We start from the raw sequence: 3,070 nt of genomic DNA, 5'->3' as shown, positions 1-3,070 counted from the left end.
TCATACATTGGTCATTGAAAACAACATAAAGAAAAAAGAGTAAAGAGCAAATATTAAACAAAGTAAAACTTCTTAATAAATGCAATTTCAAAAAACAACATTCTTTTGAGCTCAGAAAGAGAACAAAAGAAAAACGAAATGCGAAAGCATTCGTGGAGATCAAGAAACAAAGAGCACAGGGTGAATGCCTTGGCACTGGGAGCCGAAGAAGGACGCGACAAGCTGCGAAAAGCCACGTTTAGGAGCACATATCCGTTGAGACGTGGATGTCCGAATGGGGAAACCCGGCGGTTAGAAGAGCCGTCACCGTTAAGTGAATCCATAGCTTAACGGAGGGAACCCGGGGAACTGAAACATCTTAGTACCCGGAGGAAAAGAAAGAAACATCGATTCCTTAAGTAGCGGCGAGCGAACGAGGAAGAGCCCAGAATCCAACAATCATTTTCGTTTAGCAGAAGGGCATGGGAAGGCCCCGCAAAGAGCGTAAGACGCGCGTATGCGAAAAGCCGAAATGAGGAGATTCGAAGAGTACCACGGGACACGTGAAACCCTGTGGGAAGATGGGGGGCCCACCCCCCAAGGCTAAATACTACCCAGTGACCGATAGCGGAAAGTACCGTGAGGGAAAGGTGAAAAGAACCCCGGAAGGGGAGTGAAATAGAAACTGAAACCCTGTGCTTACAAGCAGCTGGAGCGCAAGTGACAGTGTGCTTTTTGTAGAACGGGCCAACGAGTTACGGTATGTAGCGAGGTTAAGCACTTCAGGTGCGGAGCCGAAGCGAAAGCGAGTCTGAACAGGGCGTCTAGTTGCATGCTGTAGACCCGAAACCGTGTGATCTATCCATGACCAGGGTGAAGCTTGGGTAAAACCAAGTGGAGGCCCGAACCAGTGTCTGTTGAAAAAGGCTTGGATGAGTTGTGGATAGGGGTGAAATTCCAATCGAACACGGAGATAGCTGGTTCTCCCCGAAATAGCTTTAGGGCTAGCGTTCTGTGATGAATGACGGAGGTAGAGCACTGAATTGGGTAGGGGGCGTCAAGCTTACCGAACCATATCAAACTCCGAATGCCGTCCATTTTAACAGGGCAGTCAGACAGTGGGAGATAAGTTTCATTGTCAAAAGGGAAACAGCCCAGACCATCCGCTAAGGTCCCCAAGTACTGATTAAGTGGGAAAGGATGTGTCACTGCACAAACAACCAGGATGTTGGCTTAGAAGCAGCCATACATTTAAAGAGTGCGTAATAGCTCACTGGTCGAGTGGTGGTGCGCCGAAAATGAACGGGGCTAAAATCAGGCACCGAAGCGATGGATTGTACTTAAGTACAGTGGTAGGGGAGCAATCTCTTAGGGGCGAAGCCGAATCGTAAGGTTCAGTGGACTTAAGAGAAGAGAGAATGTTGGCATGAGTAGCGAAAGTGAAGTGAGAATCTTCACCATCGAAAGCCCAAGGTTTCCTGAGGAAGGCTCGTCCGCTCAGGGTTAGTCGGGGCCTAAGCCGAGGTCAAACGACGTAGGCGATGGACAACTGGTTGAAATTCCAGTACTACCTCAGCGCGTTTGAGAGATGGAGTGACACAGAAGGATAAGCGAACCCGGCCGTTGGAAGAGCCGGGGCAAGCAGTGAGACCGGAGAGAGAGGCAAATCCCTTTCGCCATAAAGTCAAGCTGTGATGCGGAACGAAAAATAAGTAGGGAAGTCGCCGATTTCACGCTGTCAAGAAAAGCTTCTATCGAGCAAAGAGGTACCCGTACCGTAAACCGACACAGGTAGGCGAGGAGAGAATCCTAAGATGAGCGGGAGAAGTGTTGTTAAGGAACTCGGCAAAATGACTCCGTAACTTCGGGAGAAGGAGTGCCCCTTCGGGGGCCGCAGAGAAGAGGCTCAAGCGACTGTTTAGCAAAAACACAGGTCTCTGCTAAATCGAAAGATGACGTATAGGGGCTGACGCCTGCCCGGTGCTGGAAGGTTAAGGGGAGTGCTTAGCGTAAGCGAAGGTGCGAACTTAAGCCCCAGTAAACGGCGGCCGTAACTATAACGGTCCTAAGGTAGCGAAATTCCTTGTCAGGTAAGTTCTGACCCGCACGAAAGGCGTAACGATTTGAGCGCTGTCTCGACAACACACCCGGTGAAATTGTAGTACTCGTGAAGATGCGAGTTACCCGCGACAGGACGGAAAGACCCCGTAGAGCTTTACTGTAGTCTGGCATTGAGTTTTGATATAACATGTACAGGATAGGTGGGAGGCAGAGAAGCATGCACGCCAGTGTGTGCCGAGCCATTGTTGGGATACCACTCTTGTTATATTGGAATTCTAACGCGTTGCCGTAATCCGGCAAGCGGACAGTGTCAGATGGGCAGTTTGACTGGGGCGGTCGCCTCCTAAAAAGTATCGGAGGCGCCCAAAGTTACCCTCAGGATGGTTGGAAACCATCTGTAAGAGTGCAAAGGCAGAAGGGTGATTGACTGCGAGAGAGACATCTCGAGCAGAGACGAAAGTCGGGCTTAGTGATCCGGTGGTTCCGAGTGGAAGGGCCATCGCTCAACGGATAAAAGCTACCTCGGGGATAACAGGCTTATCTCCCCCAAGAGTCCACATCGACGGGGAGGTTTGGCACCTCGATGTCGGCTCGTCTCATCCTGGGGCTGAAGCAGGTCCCAAGGGTTGGGCTGTTCGCCCATTAAAGAGGCACGCGAGCTGGGTTCAGAACGTCGTGAGACAGTTCGGTCCCTATCCGTCGTGGGCGTAAGATATTTGAAAGGAGCTGTTCCTAGTACGAGAGGACCGGAATGGACAAACCGCTGGTGCACCAGTTGTTCCGCCAGGAGCATCGCTGGGTAGCTAAGTTTGGAAGGGATAAGTGCTGAAGGCATCTAAGCACGAAGCCCCCCTTAAGATAAGATATCTCATTCGAAAGAAGTAAGGCCTCTGGAAGACGACCAGGTAGATAGGCTGGAGGTGGAAGTGCAGCAATGTATGGAGCTGACCAGTACTAATCGGCCGAGGTCTTGATCCCATCAAGACATTTTGAAAATACTCCCAATCTTTATGTTGTTTTGAATGACCAA

At 50.4% G+C, this 3,070-nt stretch carries 1 rRNA gene; it reads left to right on the top strand.

From position 1 onward, the window contains the following. The first annotated feature begins 157 nt into the window (after positions 1–157). Positions 158–3,018, top strand: a 23S ribosomal RNA gene (locus I2B62_RS20290). Positions 3,019–3,070 lie beyond the last annotated feature (52 nt).

It is taken from the genome of Eubacterium sp. 1001713B170207_170306_E7 (assembly GCF_015547515.1).
In the GTDB taxonomy this organism is placed as follows: domain Bacteria; phylum Bacillota; class Clostridia; order Eubacteriales; family Eubacteriaceae; genus Eubacterium.
Note: the sequence above shows the minus strand (reverse complement) of the source record. Positions and strands in the feature narration are given on the sequence as shown.